Source organism: Mycobacterium palustre (assembly GCF_002101785.1).
Lineage (GTDB): Bacteria > Actinomycetota > Actinomycetes > Mycobacteriales > Mycobacteriaceae > Mycobacterium > Mycobacterium palustre.
Genome location: NZ_LQPJ01000091.1, coordinates 66,543 through 87,614, shown reverse-complemented (window position 1 = coordinate 87,614; position 21,072 = coordinate 66,543). Strand labels below are relative to the sequence as shown.

At 70.4% G+C, this 21,072-nt stretch carries 16 protein-coding genes and 1 other RNA gene; 9 read left to right on the top strand and 8 right to left on the bottom strand.

Translation table 11 applies throughout. The features are described from left to right. On the bottom strand, positions 1–837 hold an 837-nt coding region (locus AWC19_RS10375; protein ID WP_085077961.1), incomplete at its 3' end, for an amidohydrolase family protein. Positions 838–978: 141 nt separating this feature from the next. Between AWC19_RS10375 and AWC19_RS10370 the strand changes: the two genes are divergently transcribed. Continuing rightward, on the top strand, positions 979–1,179 hold the full coding sequence (locus AWC19_RS10370) for a hypothetical protein (protein WP_085077960.1): 201 nt from the start codon (positions 979–981) through the stop codon (positions 1,177–1,179). Positions 1,180–1,189: 10 nt separating this feature from the next. Here AWC19_RS10370 and AWC19_RS10365 read toward each other — a convergent pair whose 3' ends face one another. Beyond that, complete coding sequence (locus AWC19_RS10365) at positions 1,190–2,725, bottom strand: molybdopterin-dependent oxidoreductase (RefSeq protein ID WP_169718098.1); 1,536 nt, start codon at positions 2,723–2,725, stop codon at positions 1,190–1,192. Positions 2,726–2,828: 103 nt separating this feature from the next. On the opposite strand from AWC19_RS10365, the gene AWC19_RS10360 reads away from it, so the two are divergent. Beyond that, positions 2,829–3,353 (top strand): ester cyclase, encoded by a 525-nt coding sequence (locus AWC19_RS10360; RefSeq protein WP_085077958.1) that lies wholly within the window; start codon positions 2,829–2,831, stop codon positions 3,351–3,353. A gap of 83 nt (positions 3,354–3,436) precedes the next feature. Here AWC19_RS10360 and AWC19_RS10355 read toward each other — a convergent pair whose 3' ends face one another. Then, positions 3,437–4,936 carry an aldehyde dehydrogenase family protein gene (locus AWC19_RS10355; protein WP_158090853.1) on the bottom strand — a complete coding sequence of 500 codons (1,500 nt, stop codon included), beginning with the start codon at positions 4,934–4,936 and terminating at the stop codon, positions 3,437–3,439. Between the two features lie 75 nt (positions 4,937–5,011). On the opposite strand from AWC19_RS10355, the gene AWC19_RS10350 reads away from it, so the two are divergent. Then, positions 5,012–6,094 carry a Zn-dependent alcohol dehydrogenase gene (locus tag AWC19_RS10350; RefSeq protein WP_085077956.1) on the top strand — a complete coding sequence of 361 codons (1,083 nt, stop codon included), beginning with the start codon at positions 5,012–5,014 and terminating at the stop codon, positions 6,092–6,094. A 3-nt stretch (positions 6,095–6,097) separates the two neighbouring features. Here the strand turns inward: AWC19_RS10350 and AWC19_RS10345 are convergent, their stop codons facing one another. Then, positions 6,098–6,292, bottom strand: a complete 195-nt coding sequence (locus AWC19_RS10345) for a ferredoxin (protein ID WP_085077955.1) — start codon at positions 6,290–6,292, stop codon at positions 6,098–6,100. After that, on the bottom strand, positions 6,289–7,458 hold the full coding sequence (locus AWC19_RS10340) for a cytochrome P450 (protein ID WP_085077954.1): 1,170 nt from the start codon (positions 7,456–7,458) through the stop codon (positions 6,289–6,291). The genes AWC19_RS10345 and AWC19_RS10340 overlap by 4 nt, the downstream gene beginning before the upstream one ends. 117 nt (positions 7,459–7,575) lie before the next feature. On the opposite strand from AWC19_RS10340, the gene rnpB reads away from it, so the two are divergent. Beyond that, positions 7,576–7,976: RNase P RNA component class A (gene rnpB / locus AWC19_RS10335), an RNA gene on the top strand. A 23-nt stretch (positions 7,977–7,999) separates the two neighbouring features. Here rnpB and AWC19_RS10330 read toward each other — a convergent pair. From AWC19_RS10330 to panB, 3 genes are all read right to left on the bottom strand, one after another. After that, positions 8,000–9,508 carry a CYTH and CHAD domain-containing protein gene (locus AWC19_RS10330; RefSeq protein WP_085077972.1) on the bottom strand — a complete coding sequence of 503 codons (1,509 nt, stop codon included), beginning with the start codon at positions 9,506–9,508 and terminating at the stop codon, positions 8,000–8,002. Positions 9,509–9,593: 85 nt separating this feature from the next. After that, positions 9,594–10,793, bottom strand: coding sequence for a glycoside hydrolase 5 family protein (locus tag AWC19_RS10325; RefSeq protein WP_211284894.1), 1,200 nt, complete (start codon positions 10,791–10,793; stop codon positions 9,594–9,596). Positions 10,794–10,927: 134 nt separating this feature from the next. Next, positions 10,928–11,767, bottom strand: a complete 840-nt coding sequence (gene panB, locus AWC19_RS10320) for a 3-methyl-2-oxobutanoate hydroxymethyltransferase (RefSeq protein ID WP_085077970.1) — start codon at positions 11,765–11,767, stop codon at positions 10,928–10,930. A 132-nt stretch (positions 11,768–11,899) separates the two neighbouring features. Here panB and AWC19_RS10315 point away from each other — a divergent pair, with 132 nt between their 5' ends. The 5 genes from AWC19_RS10315 to AWC19_RS10295 all read left to right on the top strand — a co-directional run bounded on the left by AWC19_RS10315 (position 11,900) and on the right by AWC19_RS10295 (position 21,053). Next, complete coding sequence (locus AWC19_RS10315) at positions 11,900–13,291, top strand: WS/DGAT/MGAT family O-acyltransferase (protein ID WP_085077953.1); 1,392 nt, start codon at positions 11,900–11,902, stop codon at positions 13,289–13,291. Positions 13,292–13,348: 57 nt separating this feature from the next. Then, positions 13,349–14,905: an alpha/beta hydrolase gene (locus AWC19_RS10310; protein ID WP_085077952.1), complete on the top strand. Its 1,557-nt coding sequence runs from the start codon at positions 13,349–13,351 to the stop codon at positions 14,903–14,905. A 145-nt stretch (positions 14,906–15,050) separates the two neighbouring features. Next, entirely contained in the window at positions 15,051–16,616 is a 1,566-nt protein-coding gene (locus AWC19_RS10305; RefSeq protein ID WP_142281108.1) for an alpha/beta hydrolase, read from the top strand. A gap of 82 nt (positions 16,617–16,698) precedes the next feature. Next, entirely contained in the window at positions 16,699–18,039 is a 1,341-nt protein-coding gene (gene glnA, locus AWC19_RS10300) for a type I glutamate--ammonia ligase (protein ID WP_085077951.1), read from the top strand. 29 nt (positions 18,040–18,068) lie between these two features. Further along, complete coding sequence (locus AWC19_RS10295; RefSeq protein WP_085077950.1) at positions 18,069–21,053, top strand: bifunctional [glutamine synthetase] adenylyltransferase/[glutamine synthetase]-adenylyl-L-tyrosine phosphorylase; 2,985 nt, start codon at positions 18,069–18,071, stop codon at positions 21,051–21,053. Positions 21,054–21,072 lie beyond the last annotated feature (19 nt).

Here is a 21,072-nt window from a genome sequence, read left to right as displayed (position 1 = left end):
CCACCCGAGCCCGCCCTCGGCCAGCGTGATGTTCAGCCGCGGGAAGCGCACCGGGATGCCCGACCACAACATGTCCGCGCAGGCCACCAGGCCGTTGACCGGGAACAGCGTCGTGATGGTCTCGAACGGCGTGTCGGGGGCGGGGATCGGCGCCCACTGGGCGGAGCCGGTGTGCAGGCACACCACGGTGTCGGTCTCCTCGCACGCGGCAAAGAACGGATCCCACACGCCGCTGTGCAGGCTCGGAAGTCCGCACTGGGCGGGCAGCTCGGGGAAGCTGACGGCCTTGAAGCCGCGGGCGGCGTTGCGGCGTATCTCCTCGGGTGCGAGCTGCGGGTCGGCCAGCCACGGCAGCTGCAGCGGGATGATCCGGTCGGGGTAGCTGCCCGCCCACACCTCGAGGTGCCAGTCGTTCCACGCCCGCAGCGTGGCCAGCCCGAGCTCGAGGTCGTCGCTCTTCCAGAACACCGTGCCCGCGAAGCCGGCGATCAGCGACGGGAAGTTCAGCGACGCCCAGATCCCGGCGATGTCCATGTCGGCGATCCGCGCGTCGATATCCCAACAGCCACGCCGCATTTCGTCGAACCGGGCGGCGTCCATGCTCCATTCCTCGTGCGGCCGCCCGATCACCGCGTTGAGCCCGATGTTGGGGTACTCCCGGCCTTCGTAGCGCCAGACCTGCCGCCCGTCGTCGGTCTCGACGACGTGCGGCGCGCGGTCGGCGAGCGCGGCGGGGAGCCGGCCGGCGAACATGTCCGGCGGCTCGATGACGTGGTCGTCGACCGAGATCACGACGTGCTGTCGCTGCCGTGGATCTGGGTCTGGCAGCAGCGCCATACCTGACGACTATCGTCGCCGGTTTCCGGAGGTGTCAATGCTATCTATGCAATCAATACAAAGATCGCCGGCGGCTGCTCTCTTCTTTTGGGGCACTCGGGCGGGTCGCCGGGACGCGCTCCGGCGCCTAGCATCCCTGTGATGAGAAGGACTTTCGTCGTCACGCTGGCGTTGGGGCTGATCGTCGCGCTGTTCGGGCTGGTCTGGGCGCTTCAGGGGTTCGGCGTACTTCAAGGCAGCCCGATGAGCAACACGACGACCTGGTCCGTCATCGGCCCGATCACGGTGGTGATCGGCCTGCTGATCGCGGCGTTCAGCTGGCGGAAACTTTCGTCGAGGTAGCGCTTCACGCCTATTCGACGGTGAAGTCCACCGCGTGCCAGCCGGTGGCGCCGTCCGGGACGGTACCGACCCGATCCGCGGTCTGGACGGCTCCGGTGTTGTCGGTGGCGCGCACCGTGATGGTGTGTTTCCCGGGGGTTTTCGCCTGCCACGGAAAGCTCCACAACCGCCAGGTGTCGTTGGAATAGCTCGCGCCTTGCCGCGCGGGCTGCCAGCCGCCGTCGTCGATGCGGACCTCCACCGCGCGGACGCCGCGATTCTGTGCCCAGGCGACACCGCCGAACACCACGGGGCCGATCGGCACTCGCTGGCCGCCCTTCGGAACGTCGATCCGCGACTGTGTCTTGACGGGCGCGCGCGCCGCCCAGCCCTGGCGAGTCCAGTAGGCCTGCGCTCGGTCGAAGCGGGTCAGCTCGATGTCGACGACCCATTTGGTGGCCGACACGTACCCGTAAAGCCCGGGCACCACCAGGCGCGCCGGGTAGCCGTGCTCGATCGGCAACGGCTGATCGTTGAGGCCGACGGCCAGGAGCGCGGCGCGGCCGTCGGTGACCGCCCGCACCGGCGTGCCGGCGGTGAACCCGTCGATCGACGTCGATAGCACCATGTCGGCATCCGGGTGCACCCCGGCCGCCGCCAACAGATCGGCCACCCGGTAGCCCGTCCAGACGCCGGTCGAAATCAGATCGCCGCCAACGGGATTCGACACACAGGTCAACGTGGTCACCGTTTCGACGGCGTCGAAGCGGGCGAGGTCGTCGAAGCTGTAGGTGGCTTCGTGGTCCACCATGCCGTGAATGCGCAGCCGCCAGTCGCCGCGGCTGAGTTGGGGAACCACCAGTGCGGTATCCACCCGGTAGAAGTCGGCGCTGGGGGTGATAAAGCTCGGTAGCGCAACGCCGTTCGGTTGCACATCCGCCGGTATCGGTGGCGCGGGCGTGCGACGCCGGGGCAGCGCGAAGGTGATGCGGTCGGCGGCCACCGAGTGGACCGATCGCGCGATCACCGCACCCGCCGCGCCGCTTACCACCCCGAATGCGAGCAATCCGTAGCCGAGCAACCCGCGCCGGAGGCCGTCCGGCTCGTCGCCGTCGGCTCCCGCGTTTTCCTCGCCGGTCCACGACCGACGGGTCAGCAAGCGCAGGGCCGCGACGCCGCAGGCCGCGCCCGCGAGCGTGGGGATCGTGTCGAGTGCGGTCGCGTCCGGCCGTGAGAGCACTGCGAGGCATCCGACGACGCCGGCCGTGGCGATCACCGCGCTGCCCAGCGGGCGGCCCCGGCTTTCCAGGGTCCCGGCGATGGCGGCGATGGTGGCGATGACCACGAGCAGGACGACCGCGAGGAAGGGTTTGTCCAAGGAGCCCAGCGTCTGAATCGCCCACTCCTTGATGGGCCCCGGTGTCAGGTCGACGATCACGGTGGAGACCGCGGTGCGCGCATTGGCGCGCGCGTCGAACGGGATGCCCACCAGCTCGGCCACGCCGAGCGAGACGGACGCCGCGGCGACGCCGGCGATCATCCGCTCATTCGACGGCGCGGCACTCATCGAACTACTGTACTCGCGATGCCCGCATACGCATCAGGGACAGGAAACGCCTTGCCGTGCAGGCGAACCGAAGGCTGGAAACTCCCGTAGAAAGGTGCTCGCAATGGCCGCTTACGATCTTGGCGCGCTGTGGGAGGCGCACTGTCGCTATGAGTTCGAAACCCGGGACGTGGACGCCACCATGTCCACCATGGTGGCCGAACCATATGTGAACCACGTCCCCACCATGACGGGCGGCGTCGGCTTCGAGAGCTTGCGGCACTTTTACGCGCACCATTTCATCGGGGTGAACCCTCCCGACTTCGAACTCGTTCCCGTCAGCCGCACGGTCGGGGAGAGCTCGCTCGTCGACGAGTTCATCGTCCGCTTCACCCACACCACTCGGATGGATTACATGCTGCCCGGCATTGAGCCCACCGGACGCGCGGTGGAGATTCCAACCGTGGCGATCGTGCAGTTCCAGGACGACAAGCTCGTGCACGAGCACATCTACTGGGACCAAGCCAGCGTGCTCGTCCAACTCGGTCTGCTCGATCCCGACGGCCTCCCGATCGCCGGTGCCGAGACCGCGCGCAAGGTGCTGGACGCTTCGCTGCCCAGCAACACACTGATGACGTCGTCGCAGTAGGCCGCCCGCCGGTCGGGACCGAAAGACCGCTCGGCGGTGCGGGTTTCCTCGATCTTTGTCCGACCATTGTCCGCAGGGGCCACTTAGCGCGGGACCGGGTGCCGGACGAAGGTCCGGGGCTGGGTGAACGCCCGGATCCCGTCGAGGCCCAGTTCGCGCCCGATGCCCGACTGGCCGCAGCCCCCGAACGGCAGGCGCGGATCCTGCGCGGCCAGGCCGTGGCAGTTGACGCTGACGGTGCCCGCTTCCAGCCGCGGGGTGATCCGGTCGGCCAGCGCGTCGTCACCCGTCCACACCGACGCCGTCAGCCCGAATTCCGTCGCGTTGGCCGCCGTCACCGCCTCGTCGATGTCGTCGTAACCGAAGATCGGCAGCACCGGACCGAATTGCTCCTCGGTGGCCAGCGGCGAGTCCGGGGCGGCAGCGGTGACCACGGTCGGCAGCGCGAAGTAGCCGCCGGAGTCGGCGTCGGCGTCGCGGATCCGCCCCGCGGTGCGCACGGCCGCGCCGCGAGCGGAGGCGTCGGCGACCAGCTTGGCGACCCGGTCGCGCCCGGCGGCGGTGTGCAGCGGGCCCAGCGTGGTGTCCTCGGCCAGGCCGTCGCCGACCACCTCCCGCGCGCAGCGCGCCAGCAGCGCCTCGGCCAGCTCGTCCACCCGCGCCGCGGGCGCATACAGCCGCTTGATCGCCATGCACACCTGGCCGCCGGTGGTGTAGGTTGCCGTCACCAGCCGCTCCACCAGCTCGTCGGTGATCCCGACGTCGGGGGCGATGATCGCCGCGTCGTTGCCGCCGAGCTCGAGCAGCACCGGGGTGAGGTGCGCCGCCGCCGCGGCCATCACCGCCCGGCCGGTGGCGACGCCGCCGGTCAGCGAGATCAGGTCGATGCCGGGATGGGCGACCAGGGCCCGGGCCAGCTCGCTGCCCGGCCCGGAAAGCACGTTCACCACGCCCGGCGGCAGCGCGGCGGCCAGGGCCCCGGCCAGTTGCAGCGCGGCCAGGGGGCAGGTCGGCGGGACCTTGACCACGGCGGTGTTGCCGGCCGTCAGGGCGGACGCCAGCTTGGTCATGGTCAGCGCGAGCGGCCAGTTGAACGGCAGCACGAGCGCGGCCACGCCGAACGGTTCCCGGTGCAGCCGTGGGTATGTCGCGCCGGGGTCGACCTGCTCGGGCGCCAGCGCCGCCTCGGCCATCGATCCGATCAGCGCGGCCAGGCCCGGGCCGGTGCTGATCTCGAAGTTGGCCTCGCTCAGCACCTTTCCGTGCTCGCGGGTGTACAGCCGGGCGCCGTCGTGGGCGGCGAGCCGCTCGCCCGCCGCGGTGGCGGCGGCGGCGACGGCGCAGACGCGTTCGGCGACGCCGAGGGCGCGCCATTGCGGCCCCGCCCGCCACGCCGCCGACACCGCGGCGTCGAGCTGGGCAAGGTCGGCGGCGGGCGCATGCCCGACGACCTCGGCGGGCCTGGCCGGGTTGCGCACGGGGTAGGTCCCGGCCGCGCCGGGCTGCGGCGTTCCGGCGATGGTCAGGACCGCCTCGTCGCCGGCGGTCGTGCTGTCGCGCGTGGTCGTCGGCGATCCCGTCATGCCCGTCTCCCTTGACCGCTTGCGGTTGCCCCGCCCATCGTAAGTCGATATGGCGTGCATCACAGTGCGGATCTCATGAAGGCGGTCGTGCTGCGCGAGGTCGGCCGGCCCACCGCGGTGGAGGAACTCGCGCTGCGCCCGCTCGGCAAGCACGAGGTGCGGGTGCGCCTGCGCGCCAGCGGCGTCTGCCACAGCGACCTGTCGCTGCGCGACGGATCCATACCGACGCTGTTGCCGTCCACGCTCGGCCACGAGGGCGCCGGCGTCGTCGCCGAGGTGGGCGGCGATGTCACCACCGTCGCCCCCGGCGACCACGTCGTGCTCACCTGGAACGTGCCCTGCCGAGCGTGCCCGCCCTGCCTGCGCGGCGAGGCCCAGCTGTGCGTGCACGGCTACGACCACGCCTACGGCGCCCCGTACGCCGACAGCGCCGCGGGCCCGGTCTGGCCGGGCATGGGCGTCGGGTCGCTGGCCGAGGAGACCCTGCTGCCGGCGGCTGCGGTGGTCCGGGTGGACGAGTCGTTGCCGCTCGACCTGGCCGCGCTGCTGGGCTGCGGCGTGACCACCGGGGTCGGCGCGGTGATGCGCACCGCCGCCGTTCGCCCCGGCGAGAGTGTGCTCGTAATCGGTTGCGGCGGTGTGGGATTGGCCGCTATCCAGGGTGCCCGGCTGGCCGGTGCGGCGCGGATCATCGCCGCCGACCGGGTGGCCGGCCAGCTTCGGGCCGCGACGGCCAACGGCGCCACCGACACCGTCGACGCCGGCGAGGCCGACGTCGCCGCCGCGGTCCGCGACCTCACCGGGGGCGCCGGCGTGGATCACGGCATCGAGGTGGTGGGCAAGCCGGCCACGATGCGCGCGGCCTACGAGGCCACCCGCCGCGGCGGCAGGGTCACGCTGGTCGGCGCCGCCGGCATCGCCGACGAGGTGACGTTCCCCGCGCTGTCGCTGATGGCCGACGGCAAGACCATCCAGGGCAGCGTCTACGGCGCCAGCGACCCCGCGCGCGACATCCCGGTGCTCGCCGAGCTCGCCATACGCGGACGGTTGGACCTCGAGGCGCTGGTGACGCGCCGGATCGGCATCGACGACGTCGAGGCGGCGTTCGCCGACATGACGGCCGGTCGCGGGGCGCGCAGCGTGGTGTGCTTCGCGTAAAGCTCAGCGGGACAGCGTGATCGCCTGCTCGGGGCAGTTCTGCTCGCCGGTCACGGCCTGCGCCTCGAGTGCCCCCGAGACTTCCTCGACCAGCACGACGCAGTGGCCGACCTCGTCGGCGTCGAAGACGTCGGGGGCCAGGGTGTAGCAGCGGCCGTGCCCGGTGCAGCGGTCGGCGTCGAAGGTAACACGAGTCATGGCACCGGAAACACCAGCGGCAGCGACTCCACCGACCGCAGCGCCGCGGTGAAGGCCAGCTGGGTGTTGGGCTTGATCTGGTAATCGGGGATGCGCCGGTGGAATTCGCGCAGCGCCACCCGCAGCTCCATGCGCGCCAGGTGCGACCCCAGGCAGCGGTGCGGCCCACCGCCGAAGGCGCGGTGCCGGTTGGGGTTGCGGGTGAAGTCGACCACCTCCGGGTCGGGGAACTCGGCGGGGTCGGTATTGGCCGCGCCGAGCAGCGGGCTGACCCGCTCGCCCTTGCTGATCGGGCACCCGCCGATCTCGACGTCCTGCATGGCGACGCGGGCCACGCCGGGAACCGGTGTCTCCCAACGCAACAACTCCTCGATGGCGCTCGGCAGGATGTCGGGCTGCTCGACGAGCTGGCGGCGGTGCTCGGGGTGCCGGGCCAGGTAGACGAAAAAGCAGTCCAGCGAGTCCGTCACCGTGTCCAGCCCCGCGATCAGGAACAAAAAGCAGATGTCGAGCAGCTCCTCCCGCGACAGGGGCCGGCCCTCGATGGTCGCCGCGATCATCGCCGACAGCACGTCGTCGCGCGGGTGGGCGATGTGGTCGTCGATGGCGCGGTCGAAGTAGTCGTAGATCTTTTGCGCGGTGGGAGCGCCGGTCTCGTGGCGGCGGTCGAACCCCGCTTCGCCCTCCGGCCGGATGACGCGGTCCTTCCACTCCAGGAACTGGTCGAGGTCGTCGAGCGGCAGGCCGAGCAGCTGCAGGAAAACCGTGCAGGGGAGTGGCACCGCGAACTCGGCGTGGAAGTCGCACTCGCCGCGATCGGCGAAGCGGTCGATCATCTCGTTGACGAGCTCGGTGACACCCGGCTCGCGGCGGGCCATCTCGCGCGGGGTGAACAGCGGATCGAGGATGCGCCGATACTTGGCGTGCTCGGGCGGGTCGATTTGCAGCGGGATCATCGGCCGGATGTTGCCGAGGTCGACGGCGTCCATGTTCGACGAGAACAACTCGGTGTGCTTGAGGGCCATCTCGATGTCGGCGAGGCGGCTGAGGACGACCGCCTGCGGCGACCGGAACACGGGGCTCGTTTCGCGCAACGCCTTGTACATCGGCTGCGGCTCCGCGAGACCCGTCATCGACTGATCGACAAACCCTTCGGTATCTGTCATGCGGTCAGCCTGGCACCAACACGCTTATTTAGCAATGATGTGAAAGATTGGGCAATGGCGCGTCCCGGCGCCGTCGCTGGTCAGGGCGTTGCGCAGCGAGTACCGTGTTGCTGCGGACGAGTTGGCCGGGCGGCCGCGGGCCGCCGCGAGGCGGTTCGAGGAAAGTCCGGACTTCACAGAGCAGGGTGATTGCTAACGGCAATCCGAGGTGACTCGCGGGAAAGTGCCACAGAAAACAGACCGCCACCCTCGCGGTGGTAAGGGTGAAACGGTGCGGTAAGAGCGCACCAGCACTCCGGGTGACCGGAGTGGCTCGGCAAACCCCACCCGAAGCAAGGCCAAGAAGGCCGCACGCAAGTGCGGCCGCGCAGGCGTTCGAGGGTTGCTCGCCCGAGCCTGCGGGTAGGCCGCTCGAGGCACCCGGTGACGGTGTGTCCAGATGGATGGTCGCCGCCCCGCCGCCGTTGCTACGCCGCGACGGCGGGGAACAGAATCCGGCTTACAGGCCAACTCGCCCGCCCCGCTTAGCGGTTAACGACGCTTAGCGCACCGACTTGGCCAGCTTGCGCAGCGCGGCGTCGAGCTGCTGGCGGCACCGCTCGGCCAGGTCGGCCTCCTGCTGGTACAGCAGGCCGTAAGTGAAGGTGTCCTCGCCGGCGGTGTGCGCGGCCTGCGCCTGACGGCTGAGGTGCTCGCGGCTGACCACGCTGTCCTGGTGATCGCCCAGCAGCGCCTGGATGGCCTTGGCCTGCTCGGATACCTGGTCAGCGCCGGTGGCCGCCGCGGTGTAGCGAAGCCGCTTGGCGCGCTTGCGGATTCGGTGCAGCGCCTCGTCGTGCTCGTGCTCGTGTGCCGGATCGATCCGGGCGGCGGCCTTGGCGGCCTTGCGCACCTTCTTGTAGGCGGCATCGATGGTCACCGGGGGCTGGTCGTCGCCGGATACGGCGGCGGGCGCCTCGGTCACGAGCGCGTCGAGGGCGTCGAGCAACCGGAAATAGCGCTCGGAGCGCATCGCGATCAGCGAGCGCCGCAGCCCGGTCTGGTAGCGCCGACGCGCGCCCTCGACGAGGCGCTCCCGGATGCGGCCCCGCACCAGCTCGGCCGGCAGCCTGTCCAGCGCCTTCTCGTAGCGCTCGGCGAGCACCTCGGCGTCGCGGGCCGCGCCCAGCACGTTGCCGAGCTCGCGCAGCTCGTCGAGGATCCAGGCGGTGTTCGATGATCCCAGCGAGTCCTGGGAGTCGGCCAGCAGGCTGCGCAGCTTGCGGATGGTCACGCGCATCTGGTGCACGGCGTCGTCGGCGTCGGCCCGCACGGCCCGGTCCCACGCCAGCAGCTCGTCGATTTGCTCGGCCACCACGCGGTGGACCGGGTCGGCGGGTACCGCCCCGTCGGGGCGCGCCGTCGCGCCGAGGACGCGTGCCAGCTTCGACCCGTGCCCGGCGGGCGCCGCTCCGGCGTCGAGCAGCCGATTGCTGAGCCGGCTCAACAGCTCGGTGTTGGGCGCCCCGTTGGTCTCGGCGAGCTCGAGTTCCCACTCGCGCCACTCCTGCGGGGCGGGCGGGGCGTCGGTGCCGTCGGAGCCGCCGGCCGCCCAGGCGGTGACGTGGTCGTTGCTGAACTCCGCGAGCTCGACGCCGTCGGCGCCGTAGAGCACCTGGGTCTCGCGTTCGGTGCTGATGCGGGCCACGGGTTGCAGCGGGCGGTCGCGGACGATCGCCAGCACGATGTCGCGCAATTCGGTTGGCACGGTGTCGGGTTCCGACGCGTCCAGCGGGGCGCGGACCTCGGTGCGGGCCTCGGGCCCGGCCGGCAGCTTCAAATGCCAGCCGGCGTCGGAGCCGCCGGTGCGGCGCCGCAGTGTGATCTTGTTGCGTGCCAGGTCCTGCGCCGGGGTGTCGAAGTAGGTGGCGTCCAGCGACTGGATCGGTGACTTGTCGACGCGGGCGACCGCGGCGATGCCTTCGAACGACGGCGACACCGTGGAATCGACGACGTCGAACTTGCGCTCCACCTCCAGATGACGCGAGGTTTCCGGCGCTTTTGCAGGCATTTTCGGCTCCGTTGCGGCGGCGGCGGTCGCCGCGGTGTCAAGGTCGGGATGGCAACCCATAGGTTCCCATACCGAGGTTGCGCGCTTACTGAGGCCCGAGATGCATCGCACCGCCGGTCAGCTGACGCACCGTCTGGATCTCGTCGTCCCGAAACGGCCTCCCGTCGGACTGCAGCAGGTCGTGGAACCAGACGTCCGGAATCGACGGGTACGGATGCTCCCACGAGTCCCACGGAAAGTAGGTCTGGGTCTTGCCCGCGACGAGTCCCCAATTGAGCGCACCGACCTTGCGCCGCTTGGCAATCGGCAAGATGTCGGCGACGGTGCTGCCCAGGGGCCGAGCGAGGTACTCCGTGCACAGGATCGGTCGGTCCAGCGGGGCCAGCGCGTCGATGCGCCTCTCGAAGTCGGCGGGCTCGCCGTAGGAGTGAAAGGTGATCACGTCGGAGTTGTCGAGCTGAATGCCGCTGATGACGTCGGTGCTGCCGGTGTCCCACTCGCCCTGCCAGACCGCGCTCGTCAGCGGTTGGGCCGGATCGACCGCGCGCGCCCAGGCGAACACCTGGGGCAGCAGGTCGGCGACCAGCTGCTGCTTGTCCGCCCGCTCGACGGACGCATAGTGGCGCGACGGATTGTCGGGCTCGTTCCACACGTCCCAACCCAAAACGCGGTCGTCGTTGCGGAATTGGGTGATCACCCCCGTGACATAGTCGCGCAGCGTGCCGAGGTAGCCGCGGTCGTCGAGGCGTTCGGCGCCCGGACCTTGCACCCACCCGGAGTTGTGCACGCCGGGCGTCGGCGCGCGCTGCGGACCGGCCTTCGGGAGCGGGTCCCAGCAGGAGTCGAACAACACGAAGAGCGGCTTGATGTTGTGGTCGGCCGCGATGGCGACGAACTGCGCGAGGCGCGCCTGGAACCCCCGGTAGTCCTGCGCCCAGAGCTGGTCGTGCAGGAACACCCGCACGGTGTTGAGCCCGGCCGACTGGGCCCAGCCCAGCTCGACGTGGATGCGCAGCGGGTGGAAGGTGTCGGCCTGGAACATCTCCAGCTGGTTGATGGCCGTCGACGTGACGTAGTTGGCGCCGACCAGCCACCCCTGCGCCCGGTACCAGCGGTCGGCGCGGTCGGGCGACCACGGACCCGCGCCGGGCCTCGGTTGCGCGGCGGCGCGGGGCGCCCGGGCCAGGGCGGCGGCGCCCGCCAGCACCAACGGCAATTTCAACAGCGTTCGGCGGTGGAAGAAGCAACCGCTATCGCCGCCGACGGCCTTTTCGACCCCGTTCACGTAACCCCGATCGTCTCTGGCAACAACCCTACCAGCGTTGCCGGGCAAGGGGTTTCAGCAATAGCCCGGGCGCACGCGGCCGACGCTCCGGCCGGGTGAGGGGGCGATTCACGCGTCGGTCGGCGAGACGGCGCCTAGAAGCAGTGCTCGTCGGCCGGGAACACGCCGCCGGCCACTTCCTCCGCGTATTGCGTTGCGGCGCGGTGTAATTCGGTTCCAATGTCGGCGAACCGCTTGACGAAGCGGGGCGGCTTGGCGCCGCTCATGCCCGCCATGTCCTGCCACACCAGTACCTGGGCGTCGCAGTTGGGGCCGGCCCCGATCCCGATGGTCGGGATGGTCAGCTTCCCGGTGATCTGGGTGGCCAGCTCGGCGGGCACCATTTCCATGACGACCGAGAACGCTCCGGCCTCGGCGACGGCGATGGCGTCGTGGACGGTCTGTTCCGCGGCGTCGCCGCGGCCCTGCACCCGGAAGCCGCCCAGCGTGTTCACGCTTTGCGGCGTGAAGCCGATGTGCGCCATCACCGGGATGCCCGCCGCGGTCAGGCAGGCGATCTGCTCGGCCACCCGCTCGCCGCCCTCGAGCTTGACGGCGTGCGCCCCGGCCTCCTTCATGAACCGGGTGGCGGCGGCCAGCGCGGCCGTCGGTCCCGCCTCGTAGCTGCCGAACGGCAGGTCGGCGACCACCATCGCGTGGTGCGCGCCTCGCACCACGCCGCGGACCAACGGGATCAGTTCGTCGATCGAGACGGGCACGGTGGTGTCGTAGCCGTAGACGACGTTGGCCGCCGAGTCGCCGACCAGCAGCACCGGGATGCCGGCCTCGTCGAAGATGCGGGCGGTCGAGTAGTCGTAGGCCGTCAGCATGGCCCACTTGTGGCCCTCGGCCTTCATTTTCTGCAGGTGGTGCGTGCGGATCTTCGTCAGCGGCCTACCGGACGGATTTGCGCCATAGACGTTTTGCTCAGACATCATTGTCCTCAGGTGTGGTCGGTTCGATCCTCGTGGCCCGTAGGTCCCCGGGTTCGTCTGACTCGGAACATTTTGCCACCTGTTCTGCGCAATTGCACCGCCCGAACGGTGTGACGCATACCATTGGCGCCCATGCAGCGGCTCAGCGGTCTCGACGCCAGTTTCTTGTACCTCGAGACGCCGTCGCAGCCCATGCATGTTTGCTCGATTATCGACCTGGTCACCTCGACGATGCCCGGCGGCTACACCTTCGACCGGCTGCGCGAGGCGCTGTCGCTGCGCCTAAAGGCGATGCCGCAGTTGCGGGAAAAGCTGGCCAACAGCGCGCTCAACCTCGATCACCCGGTCTGGGTGGACGACGAGAGCTTCGAGCTCGACCGCCACCTGCACCGCATCGGGCTGCCGCCGCCGGGCGGGCGCACCGAGCTGTCGGAGATTTGCGGGCACATCGCGTCGTTGCCGCTGGACCGGCGCCGGCCGCTGTGGGAGATGTGGGTGATCGAAGGCGTGGCCGGCACCGATTGCCACCGCCGCGGGCGCGTGGCGGTGATGACCAAGGTGCACCACTGCGGGGTCGACGGGGTCACCGGGGCCAACCTGATGTCGCAGCTGTGCGCCACCGAGGCCGACGCGCCGCCGCCGGATCCGGTGGACGGCGTCGGCGGCGGCAGCGGCTGGCAAATCGCCGCCGGTGGGCTGGTGCGCTTCGCCACCCGGCCGCTGCAGCTGGCCGGCATGGTGCCGCGGACGGTGTCGTCGGTGGTCGCGACCGTGCGCAAGGCCGTCGAGGGCCAGGCGATGGCGCGTCCGTTCACCGCGCCGCGGACCGCGTTCAACGCCAGCATCACCGGCCGCCGCAACATCGCCTACGCGCAGCTGGACCTCGAGGACGTCAAGAAGGTGAAGAACCGCTTCGGCGTCAAGGTCAACGACGTGCTGATGGCCCTGGTGTCGGGGGTCCTGCGCCAGTACCTGGCCGAGCGCAACGCCTTGCCGGATTCGTCGCTGGTGGCCGCGGTGCCGGTGTCGGTGCACGGCAAGTCCGACCGCCCCGGCCGCAACCAGGTGTCGGCGATGTTTTCCCGCCTGCACACCCAGGTGGCCGGCCCGGCGGAGCGCCTCAAGGCCATCGCGGAGGCGAATTCGGTTGCAAAGGAACACAGCTCGGTCATCGGGGAGTCGCTGCTGCAGGACTGGTCGCAGTTTGCCGCGCCGGCGGCCTTCGGCATCGCGATGCGCCTGTACGCCAGGACGCGGTTGACCGCGAGCATGCCGGTGCACAACCTGGTGGTCTCCAACATCCCGGGCCCGCAGGTGCCGCTGTATTTTCTGGGCTGCGAAGTCAAGGCGATGTATCCGCTGGGGCCAATCTTTCACGGGTCGGGCCTCAACATCACCGTGATGTCGCTGAACGGCAAGTTGGACGTCGGGCTCATCTCCTGCCCGGAGCTGGTTCCGGACCTGTGGGAGATGGCCGACGACTTCGCGGTGGCGATGGAAGAACTGCTGGCAGCCGCCGGATAACAAGCCGGCGGTGCCGCTCATCAAAATCTCAGGGTTGCTCTGGCACCATATGTGGTCATGAGCCCCACTCGCCGCGACAAGCTCGCGCGCACGCTGCTGATCTGGACGGCGGTCGCTGCCGTGGCGCTGCTGCTCGGGGGCTGCGTTCGGGTCATCGGCGGCCGGGCCGTGATGGCGGGGCCCGAGCTGGGCCAGGCGGTCGAGTGGACGCCCTGCCGCTCGTCGAACCCGCAGGCCAAGATCCCCGCCGGCGCCCTGTGCGGGCGGCTGGCCGTGCCGGTCGACTACGACCACCCCGACGGTGACGTCGCGACCCTGGCGCTGATCCGCTTTCCCGCCACGGGCGACAAGATCGGCTCGCTGGTGATCAACCCGGGCGGACCCGGCGAGTCCGGCATCGAAGCCGCCTTGGGCGTGGTGCAGACGTTGCCCAAGCGCATCCGCGAGCGGTTCGACCTGGTGGGCTTCGACCCGCGCGGGGTGGCGTCGTCGCGCCCGGCCATCTGGTGCAACTCCGACGCCGACAACGACCGGCTGCGCACCGAGCCGAACGTGGACTACAGCCCGGCGGGGGTGGCCCACATCGAGGACGAGACCAAGCAATTCGTCGGCCGCTGCGTCGACAAGCTGGGCAAGAAGTTTCTCGCCAACGTCGGGACCGTCAACGTCGCCCGCGACCTGGACGCCATCCGCGCGGCGCTCGGCGACGACAAGCTGACCTACCTGGGCTACTCCTACGGCACCCGGATCGGCTCGGCCTACGCGGAGGCCTACCCGACCAAGGTGCGGGCGATGATCCTCGACGGCGCCGTCGACCCCAACGCCGACCCCATCGAGGCGGACCTGCGGCAGGCCAAGGGATTCCAGGACGCGTTCAACGACTTCGCCGCCGACTGCGCCAAGCAACCGACCTGTCCGCTGGGCACCGACCCGGCCAAGGCCGTCGAGGTCTACCACAGCCTCGTCGACCAGATGGTCAACCCGAACAACGAGATGGTCGGCCGGCCGATACCGACGAAGGATCCGCGCGGGTTGAGCTACGCCGACGCGATCGTCGGCACCATCATGGCGCTGTACTCGCCGACGCTGTGGCACCACCTGACCGACGGCCTGACCGAGCTGGCCGACCACCGCGGCGACACCCTGCTCGCCCTGGCCGACATGTACATGCGCCGCGACCCCAAGGGCCATTACACCAACGCCACCGATGCGCGGGTCGCGATCAATTGCGTTGACCAGCCGCCGATTACGGATCGCGCCAAGGTGATCGACGAGGACCGGCGATCGCGCGAGATCGCCCCGTTCATGAGCTACGGGCAGTTCACCGGTGACGCCCCGCTGGGCACGTGCGCGTTCTGGCCGGTGCCGCCGACGAGCAAGCCGCACGCCATCACGGCGCCCGGCCTGGCGCCGACCGTGGTGGTGTCGACGACCCATGACCCGGCGACTCCCTACAAGGCCGGCGTCGATCTGGCGCAGGAGTTGCGCGGCTCGCTGCTCACCTTCGACGGCACCCAGCACACGGTGGTCTTCCAGGGCGACAGCTGCATCGACGACTACGTGACCGAATACCTGATCGGTGGTGACACGCCGCCCAGCGGCGCCAAGTGCTGAGCCCGGTTCGCCGAACGTGCACTCACGGCGAGATTCGCGGCTGAATTTCGCCGTGAGTGCACGTTGGGCGTGAGGCCGACGCACGCGGGAGGCGAGACCAAGGCGTAATCGTTTTGCGCCGCTTCGGGTATTCGCGGCTGCAACGATGGCTGCCATGTCGCGCCTGAGACCCCTGAGCTCGGCGCTGCTGTCGTTCGGGATGCTCGTCGCGGGCCAATCGGCGCTGCCGGTGGCAAACGCCACACCGGAACCCGGCGCGGGCCAGACCCCGAGCCCCGCCCCGCCGGTCGCGGCGGCGCGGCCACCGGGCTGGGGCGGCTGCGGCCAATTCCTGACCGACACCAGCGGCCTGCCCACCGCCCAGTGCACGACGGTGTCGGTGCCGGTCGATTACGCCAATCCCGGTGGCGCACAAGCCAAGTTGGCCGTGATCCGGGTGCCGGCGACGGGCCGGCGGATCGGGTCGCTGTTGGTCAACCCGGGCGGGCCGGGCGCGTCGGCCGTCGACATGGTGGCCGGCCTGGCTTCGGACCTGGAGAACAGCGACATCACCCGCAGCTTCGACCTGGTGGGGTTTGACCCGCGAGGGGTGGGCCACTCGACCCCGCAGTTGCGGTGCCGCAGCGACGCCGAGTTCGACGCGTACCGGCGCGAACCGATGGTCGACTACAGCCCGGCGGGTGTGGCCCACATCGAGCAGCTCTACCGGCAGCTGGCGCAGCAATGCGCCGACCGGATGGGCAGCGCCTTCTTGGCCAACGCCGGCACCGCCTCCGCCGCCCGGGACATGGACATGGTCCGCCAGGCGCTGGGCGAGGACCAGATCAGCTACCTCGGGTACAGCTACGGCACCGAGCTGGGCACCGCCTACCTCGAGGGCTTCAGTAACCACGTGCGTTCGATGGTGCTCGACGGCGCCATCGACCCCACGGTCGACCCGGTCACCGAGAACGTGAACCAAATGGCCGGATTCCAAACGGCTTTCAACGACTACGCCAGGGACTGCGCCCGCTCGCCGGCCTGCCCGCTGGGCACCGATCCGGCGCAATTCGTCAACCGCTACCACGCGCTGATCGACCCGCTGGCCACCAAGCCGGGCCGGACGTCGGATCCGCGCGGCCTGAGCTACGCCGACGCGACGACGGGAACCATCAACGCCCTTTACACCCCGCAGCACTGGAAGTACCTGACCAGCGGGCTGCTCGGGCTGCAGCGCGGCACCGACGCCGGCGACCTGCTGTTGCTGGCCGACGATTACGACGGCCGTGACAAAAACGGCCACTACAGCAACGACCAGGACGCGTTCAACGCGGTGCGCTGCGTCGACGCGCCGACGCCGACGGACTCGGCGACGTGGGTCGCGGCCGACCAGAAGATGCGCCAGCTCGCCCCGTTCCTGAGCTACGGGCAGTTCACCGGAAACGCGCCCCGCGACCTGTGCGCGCTGTGGCCGGTGCCCGCCACGTCGAGGCCGCACGCCGCGCCGCCCATGCCCGCCGGCAAGGTCGTCGTCGTCTCAACCACGCACGACCCGGCCACCCCGTACCAGGCCGGCGTGAACCTGGCCCGCCAGCTGGGCGCGCCGCTGATCACCTACGACGGCACCCAGCACACCGCGGTGTTCAACGGCGACCAGTGCGTCGACACGGCGGTGGTGCGGTACCTCGTCGCCGGGGTGCCGCCGCCCGCTGCGCTGCGCTGCCAGCCCTGAGCGGACCCGTTTGGGGGGTCGGCAACCGTTCTGAGCGGGCCTCGGTAACACAGATTTAACAGGTGTTGCCTAGTGTTCGGGTATGGATCGACAGAAGGAATTCGTCCTGCGCACGCTCGAGGAGCGAGACATCCGCTTCGTTCGGCTCTGGTTCACCGACGTGCTCGGCTACCTCAAGTCGGTCGCGATCGCCCCGGCCGAGCTCGAAGGCGCCTTCGAGGAGGGCATCGGCTTCGACGGCTCCTCGATCGAGGGCTTCGCGCGGGTCTCCGAATCCGACACCGTGGCCAACCCCGATCCGTCGACCTTCCAGGTGCTGCCCTGGGCCACGCCCTCCGGCCACCACCACTCGGCGCGCATGTTCTGCGACATCACCATGCCCGACGGCTCGCCGTCGTGGGCCGACCCGCGGCACGTGCTGCGGCGCCAGCTGCAGAAGGCCAACGACCTCGGCTTTTCCTGCTACGTGCACCCCGAGATCGAATTCTTCCTGCTCAAGCCCGGTCCCGACGACGGGTCGCGGCCGGTTCCCGTCGACACCGCCGGCTACTTCGACCAGGCGGTGCACGACTCGGCGTCCAACTTCCGCCGGCACGCGATCGAGTCGCTGGAGTTCATGGGCATCTCCGTGGAGTTCAGCCACCACGAGGGCGCGCCCGGCCAGCAGGAGATCGACCTGCGCTTCGCCGACGCGCTGTCGATGGCCGACAACGTGATGACGTTCCGCTACGTCATCAAGGAGGTCGCGATCGAAAACGGTGCCCGGGCGTCGTTCATGCCCAAGCCCTTCGCCGAACATCCCGGCTCGGCGATGCACACCCACATGAGCCTGTTCGAGGGCGAGGTCAACGCGTTCCACAGCCCCGACGACCCGCTGCAGCTGTCGGACGTGGGCAAGTCGTTCATCGCCGGGATCCTCGAGCACGCCTCGGAGATCAGCGCGGTCACCAACCAATGGGTCAACTCCTACAAGCGGCTGGTCCAGGGCGGCGAGGCCCCGACGGCGGCGTCGTGGGGGGCGGCCAACCGCTCGGCGTTGGTGCGGGTGCCGATGTACACCCCGCACAAGACGTCGTCGCGGCGGATCGAGGTGCGCAGCCCCGACTCGGCGTGCAACCCGTACCTGACGTTCGCGGTGCTGCTGGCCGCCGGCCTGCGCGGCGTCGAGAAAGGCTACGTGCTCGGGCCGCAGGCCGAGGACAACCTGTGGGACCTGACCGCCGAGGAGCGGCAGACGATGGGCTACCGCGAGCTGCCCACCAGCCTCGACAGCGCGCTGCGCGCCATGGAGTCCTCCGAACTCGTCGCGGAGACATTGGGGGAGCACGTGTTTGACTTCTTCCTGCGCAACAAGCGCGCGGAGTGGGCTAACTACCGCAGCCACGTCACGCCCTACGAGCTGAGCACCTACCTGTCGCTGTAGGCCCGTCTCGGGCCGGTTGCGCTACCGTCTTGGACGTGACCAAGCCCGCGACCGAACGCCCCAAGCTGCCCGGTGTCGGCCGGCTCGGGTTGATCGACCCGCCCGCCGGCGACCGGCTGGCGCAGCTGGGTTGGTACGACCACGACGACCAGGCCTACGTCGACCGGCTCTGGTCGCTGTCGCGCGCGCCGGATCCCGACGCCGCGCTGCGCACGCTGATCCGGTTGGCGGAAAACCCCGAGACCGGGTGGGACGAGCTCAACGCCGCGCTGCTCACCGAACGCGATCTGCGCGGCCGGCTGTTCGCGGTCCTCGGCTCGTCGCTGGCGCTGGGCGATCACCTGGCCGCGCACCCGCAATCGTGGAAGCTGTTGCGCGGCAAGGTCACCCTGCCCTCGCACGAGGAGCTGCGCGCGGAGTTCACCGGCGCCGCCGAAGAGGCGTTGGCCACCGCGGGCTCGGTCGTGCCGCGCCTGCAGGCGTTGTACCGCGACCGGCTGCTGGTGCTGGCCGCCCTGGACCTGGCCGCGACGGTCGAGGACGAGCCGGTGCTGCCGTTCACGGAGGTTTCCGCCCACCTGTCCGACATCGCCGACGCGGCGCTGGCGGCCGCGCTGCGGGTGGCCGAGGCGACGGTGTGCGGCGACCGCACCCCGCCGCGGCTGGCGGTCATCGCGATGGGCAAATGCGGTGCGCGCGAACTGAATTACGTCAGTGACGTCGACGTCATCTTCGTCGCCGAGCGCGCCGACGCCCAAAGCGCCCGGGTGGCCAGCGAGATGATGCGGCTGGCTTCGGAGGCGTTCTTCGCCGTCGACGCCGGCCTGCGCCCCGAGGGCCGCAGCGGCGAGCTGGTGCGCACGCTCGAGTCGCACGTCGCGTACTACCAGCGCTGGGCCAAGACGTGGGAGTTTCAGGCGCTGCTGAAGGCCCGCCCCGCGGTGGGCGACGCCGAACTCGGCGAGCGCTACATCGCCGCCTTGATGCCGATGGTGTGGGTCGCCTGCGAGCGCGAGGATTTCGTGGCCGAGGTGCAGGCGATGCGCCGCCGCGTCGAGCAGCTGGTGCCGGCCGACGTGCGGGCCCGCGAGATCAAGCTCGGCAGCGGCGGGCTGCGCGACGTGGAATTCGCGGTGCAGCTGCTGCAGCTGGTGCACGGCCGCAACGACGAGTCGCTGCACGTGGCGTCGACCGTCGACGCGCTGGCCGCGTTGGGCCGGGGCGGCTACATCGGCCGCGAGGACGCGGCCAACCTCACCGCCTCCTACGAGTTTTTGCGGCTGCTCGAGCACCGATTGCAGCTGCAGCGGCTCAAGCGCACCCACCTGCTGCCGGAGGTCGACGACGAGGAGGCGGTGCGCTGGCTGGCACGGGCCGCCCACATCCGCCCGGACGGCCGGCACGACGCGGCCGGGGTGCTGCGCGAGGAGCTCAGGCACCAGAACGTGCGGGTGTCCCAGCTGCACGCCAAGCTCTTCTACCAACCACTTCTTGAGTCGATCGCGCCCGCCGGCCTCGCGATCTCGCACGGCATGACGTCGGAGGCCGCGGAGCGGCAGCTGGCCGCGTTGGGCTACGAGGGCCCGCAGACGGCGCTCAAGCACATGTCGGCGTTGGTCAATCAGAGCGGGCGGCGCGGCCGGGTGCAAGCGGTGCTGCTGCCGCGGCTGCTGAACTGGATGTCGTACGCACCCGACCCCGACGGCGGCCTGCTGGCGTACCGGCGCCTGTCCGAGGCGCTGGCGGGGGAGAGCTGGTATTTGTCCACGCTGCGCGACAAGCCCGCGGTGGCCAAGCGGCTGATGCACGTGCTGGGGACGTCCACCTACGTGCCCGACCTGTTGATGCGCGCGCCCAGGGTGATTCAGGATTACAGCGACGGGCCGGCCGGCCCGAAGCTGCTCGAGACGGAACCCGAAGCGGTGGCCCGCGCGCTGGTCGCCTCGGCGAGCCGCTACGCCGATCCGGTGCGGGCGATCGCGGGCGCGCGCACGCTGCGCCGCCGCGAGCTGGCCCGCATCGGCTCGGCCGACCTGCTCGGATTTCTCGAGGTCCGAGAAGTGTGCAGGGCGCTCACGTCGGTGTGGGTGGCGGTGCTGCAGGCGGCGCTGGACGCGATGATCCGCGCCAACCTGCCGCGCGGCGAGAAGGCGCCGGCGGCCATCGCTGTGATCGGCATGGGCAGGCTCGGGGGCGCCGAGCTGGGCTACGGCTCGGACGCCGACGTGATGTTCGTCTGCGAGCCGGCCAGCGGCGCCGACGACGCGCAGGCGGTGCGGTGGGCGACGTCGATCGCCGAGCAGGTGCGGGCGCTGCTGGGGACGCCCAGCGTCGACCCGCCGCTGGAGGTCGACGCCAACCTGCGGCCCGAGGGCCGCAACGGCCCGCTGGTCCGCACGCTGGGTTCCTATGCCGCCTACTACTCCCAATGGGCGCAACCGTGGGAGATCCAGGCACTGCTGCGCGCGCACGCCGTCGCGGGCGACGCCGAGCTGGGCCAGCGGTTCCTGCTGATGGCCGACCAGACGCGGTACCCGCCCGACGGCGTGTCGGCCGAGGCGGTGCGCGAGATCCGCCGCATGAAGGCCCGCGTGGAGGCCGAGCGGTTGCCCCGGGGTGCCGACCCAAATACCCACACCAAGCTGGGCCGCGGGGGACTGGCCGACATCGAGTGGACGGTGCAGCTCATGCAGCTGCGCCACGCCCACGAGGTGCCGGCGCTGCACAACACCTCGACGCTGGACTCGTTGGACGCGATCGCCAGCGCCGGCCTGGTGCCCATCGACGAGGTCGACCTGCTGCGGCAGGCCTGGCTCACCGCGACCCGCGCCCGCAACGCGCTGGTGCTGGTGCGCGGCAAGCCCACCGACCAGCTGCCGGGCCCCGGGCGCCAGCTCAACGCCGTCGCGGTGGCCGCGGGATGGCCCACCGATGACGGCGGCGCATTCCTGGACAACTATCTGCGGGTAACGCGCCGGGCAAAAGCCGTGGTGCGCAAGGTTTTCGGGAGTTGAGTCGGGCGAAAGGCGGATC